Annotated in this window: 15 protein-coding genes; 7 read left to right on the top strand and 8 right to left on the bottom strand. The window is 56.8% G+C overall.

What is annotated here, in order from left to right; all coding sequences use genetic code 11:
* Positions 1-91 precede the first annotated feature (91 nt).
* From prmB to WH277_RS21760, 4 genes are read left to right on the top strand one after another with little or no spacing between them, the layout of a single operon-like run.
* The gene (gene prmB, locus WH277_RS21775; protein WP_133841315.1) at positions 92-1024 is read left to right on the top strand and encodes a 50S ribosomal protein L3 N(5)-glutamine methyltransferase; all 933 of its coding nucleotides are present in this window, start codon (positions 92-94) and stop codon (positions 1022-1024) included.
* Between the two features lie 25 nt (positions 1025-1049).
* Entirely contained in the window at positions 1050-2135 is a 1086-nt protein-coding gene (gene aroC, locus WH277_RS21770) for a chorismate synthase (RefSeq protein ID WP_133841316.1), read from the top strand.
* A 3-nt stretch (positions 2136-2138) separates the two neighbouring features.
* Entirely contained in the window at positions 2139-2966 is an 828-nt protein-coding gene (gene mepA / locus WH277_RS21765) for a penicillin-insensitive murein endopeptidase (protein WP_133841317.1), read from the top strand.
* A gap of 13 nt (positions 2967-2979) precedes the next feature.
* Positions 2980-3777, top strand: coding sequence for a sulfite exporter TauE/SafE family protein (locus WH277_RS21760; protein WP_159336253.1), 798 nt, complete (start codon positions 2980-2982; stop codon positions 3775-3777).
* 368 nt (positions 3778-4145) lie between these two features.
* Here the strand turns inward: WH277_RS21760 and WH277_RS21755 are convergent, their stop codons facing one another.
* Both WH277_RS21755 and iolE read right to left on the bottom strand, forming a co-directional pair.
* Positions 4146-5318, bottom strand: a complete 1173-nt coding sequence (locus WH277_RS21755; RefSeq protein WP_339506886.1) for a Gfo/Idh/MocA family protein — start codon at positions 5316-5318, stop codon at positions 4146-4148.
* 9 nt (positions 5319-5327) lie between these two features.
* Complete coding sequence (iolE, locus tag WH277_RS21750; protein ID WP_339506884.1) at positions 5328-6221, bottom strand: myo-inosose-2 dehydratase; 894 nt, start codon at positions 6219-6221, stop codon at positions 5328-5330.
* Between the two features lie 153 nt (positions 6222-6374).
* On the opposite strand from iolE, the gene WH277_RS21745 reads away from it, so the two are divergent.
* The gene (locus tag WH277_RS21745) at positions 6375-7196 is read left to right on the top strand and encodes a helix-turn-helix domain-containing protein (protein ID WP_159336256.1); all 822 of its coding nucleotides are present in this window, start codon (positions 6375-6377) and stop codon (positions 7194-7196) included.
* Here WH277_RS21745 and WH277_RS21740 read toward each other — a convergent pair.
* Positions 7170-9755, bottom strand: coding sequence for a bifunctional diguanylate cyclase/phosphodiesterase (locus WH277_RS21740; protein ID WP_133841322.1), 2586 nt, complete (start codon positions 9753-9755; stop codon positions 7170-7172). The genes WH277_RS21745 and WH277_RS21740 overlap by 27 nt on opposite strands.
* A 410-nt stretch (positions 9756-10165) precedes the next feature.
* Between WH277_RS21740 and WH277_RS21735 the strand changes: the two genes are divergently transcribed.
* Both WH277_RS21735 and WH277_RS21730 read left to right on the top strand, forming a co-directional pair.
* Positions 10166-10714 (top strand): elongation factor P hydroxylase, encoded by a 549-nt coding sequence (locus tag WH277_RS21735; protein ID WP_339506881.1) that lies wholly within the window; start codon positions 10166-10168, stop codon positions 10712-10714.
* Positions 10715-10744: 30 nt separating this feature from the next.
* Complete coding sequence (locus WH277_RS21730; RefSeq protein WP_133841324.1) at positions 10745-11017, top strand: YfcL family protein; 273 nt, start codon at positions 10745-10747, stop codon at positions 11015-11017.
* A gap of 45 nt (positions 11018-11062) precedes the next feature.
* Here WH277_RS21730 and WH277_RS21725 read toward each other — a convergent pair whose 3' ends face one another.
* The 5 genes from WH277_RS21725 to WH277_RS21705 are packed head-to-tail and all read right to left on the bottom strand — an operon-like array spanning position 11063 to position 16612.
* A complete protein-coding gene (locus WH277_RS21725) occupies positions 11063-12037 on the bottom strand; it encodes an XdhC family protein (RefSeq protein ID WP_205945462.1) in 975 nt (324 codons plus the stop codon).
* Complete coding sequence (locus tag WH277_RS21720) at positions 12037-12615, bottom strand: nucleotidyltransferase family protein (RefSeq protein ID WP_133841325.1); 579 nt, start codon at positions 12613-12615, stop codon at positions 12037-12039. Before WH277_RS21720 ends, WH277_RS21725 begins: the two co-directional genes overlap by 1 nt.
* The gene (locus tag WH277_RS21715) at positions 12616-13908 is read right to left on the bottom strand and encodes a c-type cytochrome (protein WP_171149081.1); all 1293 of its coding nucleotides are present in this window, start codon (positions 13906-13908) and stop codon (positions 12616-12618) included.
* Positions 13905-16142, bottom strand: a complete 2238-nt coding sequence (locus tag WH277_RS21710; RefSeq protein WP_339506877.1) for a xanthine dehydrogenase family protein molybdopterin-binding subunit — start codon at positions 16140-16142, stop codon at positions 13905-13907. Before WH277_RS21710 ends, WH277_RS21715 begins: the two co-directional genes overlap by 4 nt.
* Entirely contained in the window at positions 16139-16612 is a 474-nt protein-coding gene (locus tag WH277_RS21705; RefSeq protein ID WP_133841328.1) for a (2Fe-2S)-binding protein, read from the bottom strand. The genes WH277_RS21710 and WH277_RS21705 overlap by 4 nt, the downstream gene beginning before the upstream one ends.
* Positions 16613-16678 lie beyond the last annotated feature (66 nt).

The following is a 16678-nucleotide window of genomic DNA, read 5'->3' as shown; positions in this document are numbered from 1 at the left end:
TCTCAGCTTTTTCACCCCCTCGCGCTGAATTATCTCAAGCTTCGTGGCAAACTAGCGCCCGGGTTTAACAGAACGGCCTGCGGAGGGCACTTTGGACAAAATTTTCGTCGATGAAGCAGTCAATGAACTGCACACTATTCAGGATATGTTGCGCTGGTCGGTCAGCCGCTTTTCTGCTGCTGATATCTGGTATGGCCACGGCACCGACAATCCCTGGGACGAAGCTGTTCAGCTGGTGCTCCCGACGCTCTATTTGCCGCTGGATATTCCTGAAGATATGCGCACTGCGCGTCTGACCTCGAGCGAGCGTCACCGCATTGTTGAGCGTGTGATCCGCCGTATTAACGAACGCATTCCGGTGGCTTACCTCACCAATAAAGCCTGGTTCTGCGGCCATGAGTTTTATGTTGATGAGCGCGTGCTGGTCCCGCGTTCGCCGATCGGTGAGCTGATTAACAGCCACTTTGACGGCATCATCAGCCATGAACCCCAGCATATTCTGGACATGTGCACCGGCAGCGGCTGTATCGCAATCGCCTGTGCCTATGCCTTCCCGGACGCTGAAGTGGATGCCGTGGATATATCCACCGATGCGCTGGCGGTTACCGAGCAGAACATTGGCGCACACGGTTTAGATCACCACGTTACGCCAATTCGTGCCGACCTGTTCCGCGAACTGCCTAAGACGCAGTACGACCTGATTGTCACCAACCCGCCGTATGTTGATGCGGATGATATGGACGATCTGCCAAACGAATACCGCCATGAGCCGGAACTCGGTTTGGCAGCAGGCAGCGATGGTCTGAAACTGGTCCGTCGTATTCTCGCCTGCGCACCGGACTACCTCAGTGAGCAGGGCGTGCTGATTTGTGAAGTGGGTAACAGCATGGTGCATATGATTGACCAGTACCCGGATGTGCCTTTCACCTGGCTGGAATTCGATAACGGTGGCGACGGCGTGTTCATGCTGACGAAACAACAGATTATTGATGCACAACATCATTTTAAAATCTATAAAGACTGATTCACCATTTTAGCGAGGAGCCAGCATGGCGGGTAATACCATTGGACAAGTATTTCGGGTCACGACGTTTGGCGAATCACACGGCATCGCCCTCGGTTGTATCGTGGATGGCGTGCCTCCGGGCATCCCACTGACCGAAGCCGATTTGCAGCACGATCTCGATCGCCGCCGCCCTGGCACTTCGCGCTATACCACCCAACGCCGTGAGCCGGACCAGGTGAAAATTTTGTCCGGCGTGTTTGAAGGCAAAACCACCGGAACCAGTATTGGTCTGCTGATTGAAAACACCGATCAGCGCTCGCAGGACTACGGCGCGATCAAAGATCTCTACCGTCCCGGTCATGCGGATTACACCTACGACCAGAAATACGGTTTTCGCGACTATCGCGGCGGTGGCCGCTCATCGGCGCGTGAAACGGCGATGCGCGTTGCGGCCGGGGCCATTGCTAAAAAATACCTTGAGATGAAACACGGCATTATCGTGCGCGGTTATCTGGCGCAGATTGGTGATGTGGCCTGCGAGCTGAAAGACTGGGACCAGGTAGAACAGAATCCCTTCTTCTGCCCGGACCCTGATAAAATTGAAGCGCTGGACGAACTGATGCGTGCTCTGAAGAAAGAGGGCGATTCCATTGGTGCCAAAGTGACCGTGATGGCGGAAAACGTCCCGGCAGGTCTGGGCGAGCCGGTCTTTGACCGTCTGGATGCTGACCTGGCACATGCGCTGATGAGCATCAATGCGGTAAAAGGCATTGAGATTGGCGACGGCTTTGCCGTGGTCAGCCAGCGCGGTAGCGAACACCGTGATGAGATCCGTGCTAATGGCTTCCAGAGCAACCATGCTGGCGGCATTCTGGGCGGCATCAGCAGCGGTCAGAGCATTATGGCTCATCTGGCGATGAAGCCGACCTCAAGCATTACCGTACCCGGAAAAACACTGACCCGCAGCGGTGAAGAAGTTGAGATGATCACCAAAGGCCGCCACGATCCGTGCGTTGGGATCCGTGCGGTGCCGATTGCCGAAGCGATGATGGCGATTGTGCTGATGGATCACTTACTGCGTCATCGCGCGCAGAATGCTGACGTTGAAACCACTTACCCGCGCTGGTAACCCATGAAAAAGACGCTGATGGCGCTGTGTGCGCTGTTGATATCGACGGCGACCGCACAGGCCGCCACGCCGTGGCAGACAATCCACCAGCCGATTAGCGGTGCACCGCAGTCAATTGGTGCCTTCTCTAACGGCTGTATTATTGGTGCACAGCCGCTGCCGCTGGAGGCATCCGGTTATCAGGTGATGCGTACCGATCAGCGTCGCTATTTTGGTCACCCGGACCTGATTGCTTTTATTCAGCGTCTCAGCACCCAGACAAATCAACTGGGGCTGGGGGAAGTGCTGGTCGGTGATATGGGCATGGCGGCAGGCGGTCGTTTCAGCAGCGGCCACGCCAGTCATCAGTCCGGGCTGGATGTGGATATCTGGTTACAGCTCCCCAAACAGCGCTGGACACAGCAAATGCTGCTGAAACCTCAGCCGCTTGATCTGGTTGCCGCCGATGGAAAAAATGTGGTGGCACGCCACTGGCAGCCAGAAATTGACAGCCTGATTAAGCTGGCGGCGAAAGATCCCGAGGTGACGCGTATTTTCGTGAATCCGGCGATTAAAAAGCAGCTTTGTGCGGATGCCGGTAGCGATCGTGAGTGGTTACGCAAGGTGCGTCCGTGGTTCCAGCATCGTGCCCATATGCATGTGCGCCTGCGCTGTCCGGCGGGAAGCCTTGAGTGCCAGGATCAACCGATCCCACCGCCGGGTGATGGCTGTGGTGCCGAACTGCAAAGCTGGTTTGCGCCAGCGAAACCGGGCAGTACACCGCCGGTGAAGCGCGAGCCCCCTCCGTTACCGCCATCCTGCCAGGCTTTGCTGGATAAACATTTACTGTAAGGCATAACGATAAATGGAATGGGTAAGTGTTGCTCCGTGGCTGTTGGGCGTTCTGTTTCTGGTGGCCTTACTGGCGGGGTTTATCGATGCGATTGCGGGCGGCGGCGGCTTACTGACGGTGCCTGCGCTGCTGGCAGCCGGGTTGTCGCCAGCCCAGGCGCTGGCGACCAATAAGCTGCAGTCGGTAGGCGGGTCGTTTTCTGCCAGCCTCTATTTTATCCGCCGCAAAGCCGTGGATTTACGCGAGCAAAAGCTGAATATTGCGCTGACCTTTTTAGGATCGATCAGCGGTGCGCTGCTGGTACAGCACGTGCAGGGCGATATTCTGCGCCAGCTGCTGCCGCTGCTGGTGATTACCATTGGTCTTTATTTCCTGCTGATGCCGAAGATTGGGGAGGAAGATCGTCAGCGTCGTCTCCATGGTCTGCCGTTTGCACTGGTGGCTGGAGGATGCGTTGGGTTTTATGACGGGTTCTTCGGCCCTGGCGCGGGTTCGTTTTATGCGCTGGCGTTCGTGACCCTGTGCGGTTACAACCTGGCGAAATCGACCGCCCATGCCAAAGTGCTGAACTTCACCTCCAACCTCGGTGGCCTGCTGCTGTTTATGATTGGCGGAAAAGTGGTGTGGCTGGTGGGGCTGGTGATGCTCGCGGGTCAGGTGTGCGGCGCACGTCTGGGTGCCAGAATGGTGCTGACCAAAGGGCAGAAGCTGATCCGCCCGATGATTGTGATTGTGTCGGCGGTGATGAGTGCGAAATTGCTGTATGACAGCCACGGCGCGGAAATCATTGCGTGGTTCCATTCGTTATAATGTGCTTTCGGGCGCGGCATGCCGCGCCCCTACGAATGTCACTGCCCGCGCATGGCATGCTCTTACGAATGCCACGCCTCATAATGTGCTTTCGGGCGCGGCATGCCACGCCCCTACGGATATCACGTCCCTACGGATGCCTCGCCTCTACGGATGCCACTGCCCGCGCATGGCATGCTCTTACGAATGCCGCGCCTCATAATGTGCTTTCGGGCGCGGCATGCCACGCCCCTACGGATGCCTCGCCTCTACGGATGCCACATCCCTACGGATGTCACTGCCCGCGCATGGCATGCTCTTACGAATGCCACGCTTCTCCGTATGTAGCATCAGTAGGGGTCAGGCATGCCTGACCCGCTGCACAACACCTAACCTCTTCTCACATTGATCCAGCGGCGCTGCTCCATCGAATCCTCAATCGCCTGTAAGATGCGCTGATTCTCCCAGCCGAACGTAAAGTTCGGGTAGCAGTCGTCATCGCGGCAAATTCCCTGCACCAGGTCATACATTTCCAGCACTTTGACATCGAAGTAACCCAGCCCGCCGCCGCCGAAATCGAAGCCGAAGAAGGCTGAATAAGCGGGGATCTGGCTGCCCGCATACAGGGTTTTGAACCCACGATCGCGCTTATCATCGTTAAAACGGAATACCTGGAGTTCGTTAAAGCGCTCACCGTCCATATACAGCGTGCCTTCGGTGCCGGACACTTCCCAGTAGACGCCGAAAATGCGCCCGGCGGCAATACGTGAAGACTCAATCACCCCGGCAGCGCCGCTGTCGAAGCTCACCAGGCACTGCATCTGGTCATCGTTTTCCACCTCGCGACGTTGCGCATTGGCCTCGACCTTACTGGCGTAACCGCTGTCGACGCCGGGCACCGGACGGGTTTTAAGATGTGTCTGCCCGCTGGCGCACACTTCTTTGACGCCGCCCATCAGATACTGTGCCACCGACAGGGTATGGGCGCCCAGGTCGCCAAGAGAACCTGAACCAGCCAGTTCTTTCGAGCAACGCCAGGACCAGGGCAGCTCCGGGTCGTTATAGAAACCCTGGTCGAAAGTGCCGCGAAAACGCACCGGGGTGCCGATCTCGCCGCGCTCAATCAGCTGCTTCGCCAGCTGCGCCGCCGGGGTTTTGATATTGTTAAACGCCACCATGGTTTTCACCCCGGCCCGGCGTGCGGCTTCCGCCATCTCTCGTGCCTCGGATTCCGTGACGGCCAGCGGTTTCTCGCAGTAAACATGCTTCCCGGCGTTGATCGCGGCCAGTGCCATCTGATGATGCAGATGGTTGGGCGAGGTGATATCAATCACATCGATATTCGGGTCCTGCACCATCTCCCTCCAGTCGCCAAAGGCGTGCAGCGAGCCGAAGCGCTGTGCCGCCTGCTGTGCCATCGCCTGGTTCTGGTCGGCAATGGCGTACAACACCGGTGTTTTCGGTAAATCAGGGTAGAGCAGGGCAGCGCGGCGGATGGCGTCTGCATGCGCCTGCCCCATAAAACCGGAGCCGATCAGGCCAATATTCAGAGTGTCAGACATCGTATTTCCTTAGCGCGAAAAAAGAGCATTAACATGATGGAAGGCGCGCGTCACGGTGGGCACCGGGGGCGCTTGGATCGGGTCTTGTTCTGCTTCAACGATCAGCCAGCCGCGATAGCCGCTGTGATTGACGAAATCCACCACCGGCTGATAATCGATACCGCCATCACCGGGCACGGTGAACATGCCGCCGCGTACGCCCTGGTTAAAACTTTCATCCTGCTGGTACACCTTTTCCAGGCGCGCACGACGAATATCTTTCAGGTGGATATGGCAGATACGGCTGCCGAACTGGCGGATCAGCGCGTTGAGATCGGCGCCTGCCGCCACGGCATGCCCGGTATCCAGCAGCATCCCGACATCCTCATGGGTGGCAGAGAAAAAGCGCTCGATCTCATCCTGATGCTCCACCAGCATCATCAGATGGTGGTGGTAAGCCAGCTTCAGGCCATATTCCTGATACAGTGCCGAGGCGAACTGGCTCAACCGCCGTACGTAAGCATCAAAGTCAATGGCGCTGAGTTTGGGTGAGTGGGAAATACCGATATCCAGCGGTGTCTCGCCGGGCATCCCCCCACATTCGCCATACACCATGACGGAACAGCCCAGCGCACTCAGCAGGCGGGCATGATCGGCCACATTGTGCAGCTCCTGCTGCACGCTAATGTCGGCCAGGGTGCCGGAGAACCAGCCGGAAGCCAGTGACAGCCCGGTTTCCTGCAACAGCGGTTGCAAGGCTGCCAGCTCGCGGGGAAATTTACGGCCCAGTTCAATCCCCTGATAGCCGATGGCGGCAGCCTGCTGCATACATTGCAGGGCACTGACATCATCCCCCAGATCTTCCAGCACATCGTTGGTCCAGGCCAGCGGACTGACGCCAAGACGCACGTTGGCATTTGCCATAGTTTTCTCCTGTCTGAAATCAAAGTTTGATCTGCGTCGCACAATCAGGCTCTGCGCACAGTTTCGGGTTGTGTTCGCCGCTATACGGCTGAAGAGTGGAGAAAAGATAGCCTGCCAGGGGCCGGGGGGTACATGACCAAAGTGGTGAAAAAAATGTCTGAAATCACACTGACGGTCCCCGTCATGGAGGGATATTTCGGTCTGTCGCGGTACGGGGCTGGGGATGTGTACGGGCCGCGTATTCAGCGCGGCATTCAGTTTATTGCGCTGCTGAGTGGCAGCGTGACGATTGAGACGGCGCAGCGTTCACTGCTGTTATTGCCCGGCACGCTGGCGTTGCTGCTGCCGGGAGAGCGTGAGTTGTTCCAGTTTGACTCACTGCTGCCCAGCGAGCATATCTGGTGCCAGCTGGATTTCGCGGCCCTCCCGGCGAACTTTAATCTCGAGCTGGCACATTTGCCTGCCACCATTGCTTTTGACCATCAGGTAGAGCAACTGATGGAGCTGGGCATCAGTTTAACCTCTCAGCCTGAAGGCGCACCGCGAGCGTTAATCTCGCTGGCAGAAACACTGCTCTATTACTACGCCTCACGCGCTATTCAGCCATCGGGAGAGGAGCGGCAAACCATGCCGAAGGGGGTACGTGAAGCCTGCCGCTTTATTGCTATGCGCTACCAGCATCCGCTGGCGCTGGAGGATATCGCAGCCCGCGCCCACTGTTCGGTAAATCATCTGATTGCGCTGTTTCGCCGTCATCTGCGCCAGACTCCGGCCCGCTATCTGCGCGATGTGCGCCTGCGCCATGCGGAACGCCTGCTGATGCGCAGCCACCTGCCCGTGGCACTGATCGCCGAGCAGTGTGGTTTTGTTTCGCCTTTTCACTTTTCACGCATCTTCAAAGAACATTACGGCCTGGCTCCGCTGGCTTTTCGCCAGCAGGCACAGGCATTAAGTGCGGGTGCGGCAGGTCGGTAGTGCAATCAGATGTTCAAGGGCCATCGGTTTGCCGATGTAATACCCCTGCAGGCTGTCACACTGCAACAGCGTTAACTGCTCCATCTGCGATTGTGTTTCAACGCCTTCGGCGGTGACATAGAGAGAATAGGCCTTGCCGAGGCCAATCATATTTTCGACGACTTGCCTGGCGCGTACCGAATCATCCATAGGGAAAATAAAGGATTTATCCAGCTTTATACCGTCAAACGGGAAGTTGCGCAGATAGCTTAACGAGGCAAAACCCGTGCCGAAATCATCGATAAGGAACTTCACGCCCAGTTCCTTAATTTGTAGCATGGTTTTCTGTGTCTTGGCCGGATCATGCAATGTGACATTTTCGGTGACTTCGATCTCCAGCAATGAGCTCTCCAGTCCTGTTTTTTCTAACACCCCTTTTATTCTGTTGTACAGGCTGCTGTCCTGGAATTCACTTGCCGAGATATTCACCGACACCGTTAACCCCGGCATAGCGTTCAGCGCATCACTGCAGGCTGTGAACAATACCCAGTCGCTGAGTGCGTTAATCAAGCCGGTTTCTTCCGCCAGCGGGATAAACTGGTCAGGCATCAGCAGTCCGTGGTGTGGGTGTTGCCATCTGACCAGCGCTTCAACCGCCGTGATACACGAACAGTGGGTATCGTAACGCGGCTGGTAAACCAGACGCAGCTGGCCTGCGCGAATTCCCTCACGCAGTTCCTGTTCCATCTCGCGGCGCTGGACAATTTTTTCCCCCATATCGCGCTGGAAGAATGCCCACTGGTTACGCCCCTCATTTTTGGCTTTGTAGAGTGCGATGTCGGCATAACGCAGCAGGTCACTGGCGGTACTGGCGTCCTGAGGGGCGAGGGCAATGCCCAGGCTGACCCCGATAAAAATTTCGCCGTTGGCAATCAGGAAGGGCCGGTTAATCTCATCAATAATCTGCTGGCACAGGGTGGCAATATCGCGCTGATCCTGAACCTCCGGCAGAATAATAATAAATTCATCACCGCCATGGCGGGTCACCATGCCGGATGTTTTCAGGCAGGCGCGTAGCCTGGCAGAGACTTCATGCAGCACGCTGTCACCGGCCGCATGCCCGTAGACATCGTTAACCGGTTTAAACTTATCCAGGTCAACCATCACAATAGCCAGCTGCTGTTCAGTGCTGGGCGCTGAATTCAATTTTCCTTCGAGGAACTCTTTCATCTGCACACGATTAGGCAGGCCGGTTAACTCATCGAAGTGTGATAAATAACGCACGCGCTCCTGTGCTTTTACTTCCTGGGTGACATCGGTTGCTGTGCCACGAAACCCGGTTTTTCCGCCAGGCAGGTACACGCGTTTAACGATCATATTGCAGTAGCGTTGATGTTGTTGGGCCGAGAGATAGTGGCAATGAGGAAGCGTGATGCGGCCACCGGACTGGCACAGGTAAGTCAGTTGCGCCAGGGCATTACTGTCGTTCAGTAAAAACTCCGTTGCCGGACGGCCAATCCAGTCAGAAATGTGGTAGCCGGTAATCACCGGGAAGCGCTCGGATATCCAGGTAAACGTTAAGTTCTCATCCGCTTCCCAAATCCAGTCCGTGGTGGTTTCAGCGACATCCCTGAAACGGCATTCGCTGTTGTAGAGAGCCTTCTTGCTTTGTTCCAGCTGGAAATGACTCTCATCACTGAGACGTGCTTTACGCAGGGCATTTTTCATCAGCATCAGGGCGGTCAGCAGGGTGGTAAACATCAGCAATACCAGCGCAGGCAGAATACCCGTTACCAGAGCATTACCGGGATCATCACTCTGCCAGGTGAATGTGATCGTTCCGCCCAGGGCGGGCAGTGCCAGCATGTTACGGTCTTCAGGCTGGAGTGCGGTTTGTGTACTGAATATTTGTGCGCCCTGGATACCGTATTCCAGCGCCATATGACTCAGCTTCTCCGGGGTGAGCCTGTCGGCGAAGATAAGAATTGAATGCGGGCCGTTTTCCGTATCTGCACTGGCCGCCCCATCGGGGGTGATCCAAGCGGCGCTGACGATGGTGACTCGCCCCTGCGAGACCACCAGCATCGAGATGGCATTCCCCCCTGACACATTCAGCCGTTGCTGAAGCTGGGGCAGAGGATCGATGCCCAGCCATGTTGCAACGCTCTGTAGCTTCAGCTGTCCTTCGAGCACGCTGTAACCTGTTTTTCCCTGCGGAGAGACAACGAAAATGCCCTCATAATGAAAACGTTGATACAGGGACTCCCCAAGGTTTTGATTGTCCCAGGCCCATTCGGTGTTTATCGTCAAATGCAGATTTTTCCAGGCTTCGCCCCAGTCGGCATTGTCCATCGTATGCGCATGCATAATATCCTGACGGTTTTCGATTGCTTTACCCATCAGTAACTGAAGGTGCTTGTCTTCATGGGTATTCTGTTGAGCGGCGATGTAAAACAGCGCAACGATAGCGCAAAGAAAAAGTCCTCCCAGTAATACCAGCATACCGACCAGGGGCTGCCTGATCAGTCCACGGGTATTTCCGTTGATCATCATTGTTGTTTTATTTGATTTTTGCTTCATTCACACTCGCCTGAAAGGGTATGAGGTTGTCAACAGGATTTCAGGACGTCCATGTCACGGGCTAAGATTATTTCACTGATTTCAGCGGGATAAGCGTGGCAGCCAGAGAATATTTAAAGGTGGAAAGCGTTATCTCATCAGCATGTTCAATGAGATGTTTTGAGATTGCGCATAGTTAAAGTAAAACGTTTATTTTTCCATAAAATAAGATGGCGCAATAAAACGATCGCGCCTGTGCCAACGGTTATCGGAGCGTTAAGCCGAAACTTTATGCGTCATGTTGGCGAGTGGTGGTAAGACATTGATAACCTGCCCACCTTTTTCGCGTGAGACAATATATGCAATAGTGCTCGAAACCTGCCTGACAAAATGTCAAAATTGCGCGTTTTTTACTGACACGACAAATAGCTATGAGCCAGCAACACCACTATCAGGATCTGATCGATATCTTCGATCGCTGCTTTATGAATGATTTTCAGACCCGCCTGATTAAAGGTGATGACGAACCGATCTATCTTCCTGCTGACGAGACGTCACCCTGGAACCGGGTAGTGTTTGCCCACGGTTTCTACGCCAGCGGAATGCATGAAATTTCCCACTGGTGCATTGCCGGTGCCGAGCGCCGCAAGCAGGTGGATTTTGGCTACTGGTACTGCCCTGATGGGCGTGATGCTGAGACCCAGGGCCAGTTTGAATCCGTCGAGATCAAACCCCAGGCGCTGGAGTGGTTGTTAAGTGTTGCGGCAGGCTTTCCGTTCAATGTAAGTTGTGACAATCTTGAAGGTGATTGTGAACCGGATCGCATTGCGTTCCAGCGTAAAGTTCATGCTCAGGTGATGGACTATCTGGATAAGGGCATTCCTGCGCGCCCGGCCCGACTGATTGCTGAACTTCGCTCGTTTTACTCAACTCCACCGCTGACGGCGGCACTGTTTCCCTGGCCGGAAGATTTGTGCTGAACGGGGAGCGACTAGCTTACAGAGGATTATATGATCGATGAATTTGAGGCGCGTATTCTGGGCCTGATTGATGACATGGTAGAACATGCCAGCGACGATGAGCTGTTTGCCGGCGGTTACCTGCGTGGTCATCTGACGCTGGCCGTGGCCGAAATTGAACAGGCCGGCGAACACACGCCGGAAGCGTTGCAGACTCAGGTGCAAATCAGCCTGGATAAAGCGATCAAGGCAGGTGAGCTTTCCCCGCGTGACCAGGTCCTGGTGATGAGCATGTGGGACAGGCTGTTCCTGCAGGCCCAGTAAACGGCGTACGACCCGCAGGGCAGAAGGCCGCCTTCTGCCCTGTATTCAAACCCCATTCTTTACCCGAACAATATCCGCCATAATCGCCAGCGCAATTTCTGGCGGCGTTTTGCTGCCCAGCGCCATGCCGACTGGCGCGCTGATACGTGCCAGCTGTTCACGACTCAGCTCTCCCATTTCTGCCAGCCGCACCCGCCTGCGTTCACTGGTACTCTGTGAACCCAGTGCACCGATATAAAATGCGGACGTATGACAGGCTTCTACCAGCGTCAGGTCGTCAATGCGCGCATCGTGTGTCAGGCTGAGCACCGCCGTATGTGCAGGACATCCGTGCTGCTCCAGATGGCGGGCAGGAAAACAACGAATCATTTCCACCCCGGAATTCAGCATCGTGCGGGCGTCAAACTCAGCCAGCCACGCATCGCGATGCTCGCATACCTGGATATGAAACCCCAGCATGCGTGCGAAATGCATGCAGTATTCCGCCACCGGAGATAGCCCGGCAATCAGTAACGTGGTAGCTGCACTGAGCGTCAGGACCAGGCCATTAGCCTGCTGCGTCACGCGCGGCCGCCCTGTTATGATGTCAGTGGGGAGCAACCGCCCCGGTTGGCCGGGCGCAATCTGTTTTTCCAGACTGACCTCGCCGCGCAGCGCCTGAAGCATTTGCGTCAGGTAGTGTTCGGTCTCTGCCGACGCGGGGAGGTATTCAATCAATACATTAAGGCTGCCGCCGCAGGGCAGCGCGACATTCGGTGACAGCCCCCCTGTACCGTATCGTACCTGCTGGCTGGGCAGTCGGTGGTCACCTGCAGCCAGCCGCTGCAGAAAATCCTGTTCGATGCAGCCGCCGGAAAGCGAACCACAGACAGCACCCTCTTGAGAAACCGCCAGCAACGAGCCGGGCGCACGGGGTGCCGATCCCCAGGTTTGCAGGACGGTACACAGCCAGATACAACGCTGCTTACTCACCCAGGTCAGGGCGTTTTCCAGCACCTGGATATCCAGAGAGCTCACCATCAGAATTCCGCCCAGTCACCAGGGACATCCACATCGCGCACGCAACCCGGGTCGTCCACCTGTAACAGCAGCGGCGGGGCACCGTTCAGAATAGAACGTGCCCCCTCCTGGCCTTGCAGGCCGAGTAACGTTTCACGCACGTTGGCACTGAAGCCGACAGGGTGGCCGACCTGCAGCTTCCACTGCGGGCGGACAATATCGGCAAAGGCCAGTGCCTGACGGACTCGCTTTACCGTATTTAACTGTAACCAGGGCATATCAGCCAGCATCACCAGCCAGCCGGACCAGTAAGGCTGTGCCGCCACGCCTGCGGCGATCGAGTCGCCCAGAGAAGGGCTCTCCAGCAACGTGATGCCACAGTGATAACGCCGTGCCGTCTCGATCAACGCATGATCTTCCGGACGTAACACCACATTCACCCGCTTGCCGCAGGCGGCAGTGGCTATTTGCAAGGTGTGGGCCAGCAGCGACAGATTGCCGCACACCTGATGCCTGACCAGCAGCTTATGCCGCCCATCCTGTTCGCGGTAGCGCCGGCTGTTGCCTGCCGCCATCACTAATATCCCCACATCCTTCATTTATTCGGCTCCATGATTCTGCTGACGAATCGCTGCCACCTTGTTCTCCAGATCGGACCAGGGCGTTTGACCCGCGAAATCAGTGCGCAACCAGTTCAGCAACGTGGCGATCTGGTGATCGCTAAGCTGATGGCGGAAGCCGGGCATGGTGCCCAGATCGCGGGTTGCCGGATGGCTGATACCGCCCAGCACAATGCGGATAAGATTATCGGGCATAGCGCTATACAGATTACTGTTCAGCGCCAGTGACGGGCGCACACCCAACAGCTGCGGCCCTTTCTGCTGGGAGTGGCAGACCATACAGGAACCGGCATACTGCCGCGCTCCTGCGGAGTCGAGACGCAGTGCACGTTGTTCTGCACGTGCAGTCAGTTCATCGGCCTGTGCCGAGGTGGGGGACTGGAAGCTGACCAGCCAGTGGGCTAATGCCTGCAGATCCTCATCCGATTGCTGCGAGAGCCCGCCCGCGATCACCGGTCCCATCGGGCCTGCTGCTACGCCGTGTTCCGGGGAATATCCGGTACGCAGATAGCGCTGCAACTGCACTTCATCCCAGGCGACAGGTGCCGGAGATCGGTCGTTAAGCGCGGGGGCGATCCAGCCTTCAGCAACACCGCCACTCAGCGCATCACTACCGTGTTTTTCGGCAGCGGCCAGATTACGTGGTGAATGGCAGGCGCTACAGTGGCCCAGCCCTCCGGCCAGATAAGCCCCCCGATTCCATATGGCGCTCTGCTGCGGGTCCGGTGTGCGTTCTCCCGGGTGCAGGAACAGCCAGTTCCATGCCGCCATCCCCTGGCGAATACTGAACGGAAAGGATAACCGTGTTTCCGGCGGCTGATAGCTGACGGCGGGCCGGGTCATCAGAAAGGCATAAAGGTCATGCAAATCATCGTTGCTGACTTGCGTGAAGGAGGTATAGGGAAACGCCGGGTAGAGGTAATGCCCACGGCGGTCAATACCGTAACGCATCGCGCGCAGGAATGCCGGGTAAGACCAGCCGCCAATCCCGCTGGTGAAATCCGGGGTGATATTACTGGTGTAGATCGTGCCAAACGGCGTGTCCATGGCCAGCCCCCCGCTGTTGGTCACGCCCCCCGGGCGGGTATGACAGGCGCTACAGTCACCCAGTGCCGCCAGGGTTTTTCCTCTATTGATACTTTCGGCAGAAAACTGCGCGGCATCCGGAGGGGAAATCGGGGCAATCTCGGGTTGCAGACTGAATATCGCCACGGCGACAACCAGTGCCAGCACCGTCCCGCCTGACATGCGCAGCCATTTATTCTGAATCATACGTGGCCTCCCTGTAACGCGCGCAGCACGCGATCCGGGGTAAACGGCGGCGCACGGAAACGAATGCCGGTGGCATCAAACAGGGCGTTTGCGATGGCTGCGGCCCCCGGCACGGACGCGGATTCGCCGGCACCCATAGCGGGTTCGTCCGGGTAGTCCATCAGCGCGATCTGGATGTCAGGCAGCTCGTCAAAACGCAGTAGCGGGTAGCTGCCCCACTCAAGTGAGGTCGTCCCGCTGGCATCAAACGTGACAAACTCTTTTAACACCCGGCTGGCGCACTGAATAATATTGCCGTGCACCTGATGGCGAACCCCGTCCGGGTTGACCATTTGCCCGCAGTCGTGGCTGACGAAGATGTTGTTCAGCGTAATCTCTCCGGTTTGGCGATTCACGCTTAAATCACAGACCCAGGCAGCCCAGGCGGCACCAAATCCGGGGAACTGACTGTGGACATAGCGCGCCGAGGCGAAACCACGACCCCGTAGTACGGAACCCTCGTGTTGAGGGCGATGGTGAGGCGGACCATTTTTCCATTTAGCCATTTTCTTCAGATGGTTAATCATGACAATCGCACGTGAATCTTCAAGATGTTCCAGGCGCAGATCGATCGGATCGCGGCCAGAATGCCAGGCGATTTCATCGATCCAACTCTCATGAGCAAACACGTTCGGCAGAGCCGAAACGCCGCGCATCCATGAAGCGCGTACCAGCGGGGCGGCATCTTCACAGATCATCCGCATATGGGGAAAGTGGTACTGCGGAATGGCGGTGCGATCCCCCATAGATTGGACGACTGGCTGGTTGGGCACTTTTCCCGTCAGGATCAGCGGCAGGGTGGTGGCATTATTGGAGGGATAGCAGGTGCGCAGCGTGTAGCATGAGATATTCATCATGCGGTCCAGCCCACCGCTGACGCGGATTAACTGCGCGGCGCCTTTGGGCTCCCATGCGGCTTCCTGTTCGCGCATGAGCTGCACGCGCACGGGTTTGCCCGTTGCCTGTGACAGCAATGCCGCATCGGCGGCGACATCATCCGCGCAGTTACGCCCGTAACACCCGGAGGCCTCCATACGTTTCACCTCGACCATGGCAGGGGCCAGTTCCAGCAGCAGTGCGATGTCTCTACGCAGATCGTGTGGGTTCTGCGTGCCTGACCACAGCGTTGCCTGCCCGTTGCGCACGTCGGCTACGGCACAGGAAGGACCGATAGAGGCATGCAGTTGATAGGGCCAGACGTAGTCGGCATCAACGGCGACATGCCGGTTCTTCAGCGCGCTGTCAGTGCCTGCATCGTCACGCAGTACGCGCGGGGTTTTCTCACAATTGGCCAGCGTGTGATGCAACTGGTCCAGGCCCAGCGCAGGCAGTCCGGCCCAGGGCTTCCAGTTCACTTTTAGCGCGTACATCGCAGCAATCGCGTGCTCTTCACGTAAGGCGACAATGCCGACAAAATCCTTCATCACCACAATCTTCACGATACCCGGAAGATGGGCAACAGAATGCTCATCGACTGAAATCAGACTGTGCCCCAGCGGGGCACTGCTATCAGCACCGCCATAAGGCGGGCGCACTACGCGGCCATGCAGCATACCGGGTATGCGGAGATCGTGAACCCAGGTCAGTTTGCCACTCACTTTTGCCGGAATATCCACGCGCGCCACCGATTTACCGGTATAGCGGTTTGCGCTATACAGCGGGACAGCGGTGTCCAGAGGCAAATGCGTGTCTTTATCCTGAGCCAGTTGGCCATAGCTCAGGCGGCGATCCGGACGCTGTCGGTCAATGACCCAGCCCGCATTGGTATACACCTGGCTTGCGGAGAGATTCATGGCTTTTGCCGCCAACAGCATAAGTTGTTGACGCAACTGGCTGGCTGCCTGGCGAAGCGGGACCGCCGTCACCTGTAGTGTGGCGCTGGCAATTGTCGGGCCCTGATCCGGCGTTGAAGCGGTATCACCCAGTATCATCGTAATGGCGCTGAAGGGAACATCCAGTGCATCGGCGACATATTGCGACAGCGCCGTACGCACACCGGTGCCGAGGTCGACATGGCCGTTAAAGGCGGTCACTTTGCCATCTGCGGCCAGTGCGATAAAACTGCCGATCGTGACCGGGGGTGAAGCGCTTATTGCCGTGGATTGGGCCAGCGAAAGGTTTGGCAGGAGAGTGCTTACACTTACAAAACCCCCCATCTGCACCAGGCGGCGGCGTGTCAGAGTGAACAGGTTCATGATGGCTGACTTCCGCTGATGAGTTCGCGTGCCTTCTGCGCCGCGCGCAAAATTTCCAGATGGGTGCCGCAGCGGCACAGATTAAATGCCAGCTCATTTTTAATCTGCAGCTCTGATGCCCGCGGATTGCGCCGGAAGAGTGCCACCAGCGTCATGATCATGCCGTTGGTGCAGTAGCCACACTGAGCGGCCTGTTCATCAATAAAGCCCTGTTGTACCGGATGCAGCCCATCATCCTCTGCCAATCCTTCCAGGGTCGTGACTTGCCTGCCGGCGACAGTATGGACAGGCACGCTACAGGATCGGGCGGCCACACCGTCAATAATAATGGTGCAGGCACCACATTCACCGATGCCGCAGCCAAACTTTGGACCATTTAACTGGAAGTCATTACGCAATATATAAAGAAGGGGGGTATCTGAGTGCACATCGTCAATCGAGACGTGCCGGCCGTTAAGCGTGAAGTCCATAGCAAATCATCCTTGATGGCCCGTTCTTTCCGTTTGTTCGTTTACGGGCCAGATACAAAAATGCCC

Source organism: Erwinia sp. MYb416, from assembly GCF_037479575.1.
Classification (GTDB): Bacteria; Pseudomonadota; Gammaproteobacteria; order Enterobacterales; family Enterobacteriaceae; genus Erwinia; species Erwinia rhapontici.
Note: the sequence above shows the minus strand (reverse complement) of the source record. Positions and strands in the feature narration are given on the sequence as shown.

Bases quoted from the DNA above. Each gene is read 5' to 3' on its own strand.
- aroC (WP_133841316.1), top strand. From the start codon at position 1,050: ATGGCGGGTAATACCATTGGACAAGTATTTCGGGTCACGACGTTTGGC.
- mepA (WP_133841317.1), top strand. From the start codon at position 2,139: ATGAAAAAGACGCTGATGGCGCTGTGTGCGCTGTTGATATCGACGGCG.
- WH277_RS21760 (WP_159336253.1), top strand. From the start codon at position 2,980: ATGGAATGGGTAAGTGTTGCTCCGTGGCTGTTGGGCGTTCTGTTTCTG.
- WH277_RS21755 (WP_339506886.1), bottom strand. From the start codon at position 5,318: ATGTCTGACACTCTGAATATTGGCCTGATCGGCTCCGGTTTTATGGGG.
- iolE (WP_339506884.1), bottom strand. From the start codon at position 6,221: ATGGCAAATGCCAACGTGCGTCTTGGCGTCAGTCCGCTGGCCTGGACC.
- WH277_RS21745 (WP_159336256.1), top strand. From the start codon at position 6,375: ATGTCTGAAATCACACTGACGGTCCCCGTCATGGAGGGATATTTCGGT.
- WH277_RS21740 (WP_133841322.1), bottom strand. From the start codon at position 9,755: ATGAAGCAAAAATCAAATAAAACAACAATGATGATCAACGGAAATACC.
- WH277_RS21735 (WP_339506881.1), top strand. From the start codon at position 10,166: ATGAGCCAGCAACACCACTATCAGGATCTGATCGATATCTTCGATCGC.
- WH277_RS21730 (WP_133841324.1), top strand. From the start codon at position 10,745: ATGATCGATGAATTTGAGGCGCGTATTCTGGGCCTGATTGATGACATG.
- WH277_RS21725 (WP_205945462.1), bottom strand. From the start codon at position 12,037: ATGGTGAGCTCTCTGGATATCCAGGTGCTGGAAAACGCCCTGACCTGG.
- WH277_RS21720 (WP_133841325.1), bottom strand. From the start codon at position 12,615: ATGAAGGATGTGGGGATATTAGTGATGGCGGCAGGCAACAGCCGGCGC.
- WH277_RS21715 (WP_171149081.1), bottom strand. From the start codon at position 13,908: ATGATTCAGAATAAATGGCTGCGCATGTCAGGCGGGACGGTGCTGGCA.
- WH277_RS21710 (WP_339506877.1), bottom strand. From the start codon at position 16,142: ATGAACCTGTTCACTCTGACACGCCGCCGCCTGGTGCAGATGGGGGGT.
- WH277_RS21705 (WP_133841328.1), bottom strand. From the start codon at position 16,612: ATGGACTTCACGCTTAACGGCCGGCACGTCTCGATTGACGATGTGCAC.